This is a genomic window from Bacillus sp. MHSD_36 (genome assembly GCF_030757775.1).
Lineage (GTDB): Bacteria > Bacillota > Bacilli > Bacillales > Bacillaceae_G > Bacillus_A.
The window spans coordinates 1-389 of record NZ_JAVBIS010000037.1 but is presented as its reverse complement, the minus strand read 5'-3'; the positions used below and the strand labels follow the sequence as shown (position 1 = coordinate 389).

Here is a 389-nt window from a genome sequence, read left to right as displayed (position 1 = left end):
ATTCCCAAAAAACATGGGGCCTTAGCTCAGCTGGGAGAGCGCCTGCCTTGCACGCAGGAGGTCAGCGGTTCGATCCCGCTAGGCTCCACTTATTTCAATATCATTTATGGCGGTGTAGCTCAGCTGGCTAGAGCGTACGGTTCATACCCGTGAGGTCGGGGGTTCGATCCCCTCCGCCGCTACCATAAAGGACCTTTAGCTCAGCTGGTTAGAGCAGACGGCTCATAACCGTCCGGTCGTAGGTTCGAGTCCTACAAGGTCCACCATTGAAAGTTTATATCTCGGAGGTATACCCAAGTTCGGCTGAAGGGATCGGTCTTGAAAACCGACAGGCGGCGAGAGTCGCGCGGGGGTTCGAATCCCTCTACCTCCTCCATTTTTTCTAAATC

4 tRNA genes are annotated in these 389 nt (G+C 54.2%); all 4 read left to right on the top strand.

From position 1 onward, the window contains the following. Window positions 1–15: 15 nt before the first annotated feature. The 4 genes from Q9B79_RS26865 to Q9B79_RS26850 all read left to right on the top strand — a co-directional run bounded on the left by Q9B79_RS26865 (window position 16) and on the right by Q9B79_RS26850 (window position 376). Window positions 16–88: transfer RNA gene (locus Q9B79_RS26865), tRNA-Ala, on the top strand. 20 nt (window positions 89–108) lie between these two features. Next, window positions 109–185, top strand: a tRNA-Met gene (locus Q9B79_RS26860). 4 nt (window positions 186–189) lie between these two features. Then, a tRNA-Ile gene (locus tag Q9B79_RS26855) sits at window positions 190–266 on the top strand. Window positions 267–283: 17 nt separating this feature from the next. After that, window positions 284–376 (top strand) — tRNA-Ser (locus tag Q9B79_RS26850). Window positions 377–389: the final 13 nt, after the last annotated feature.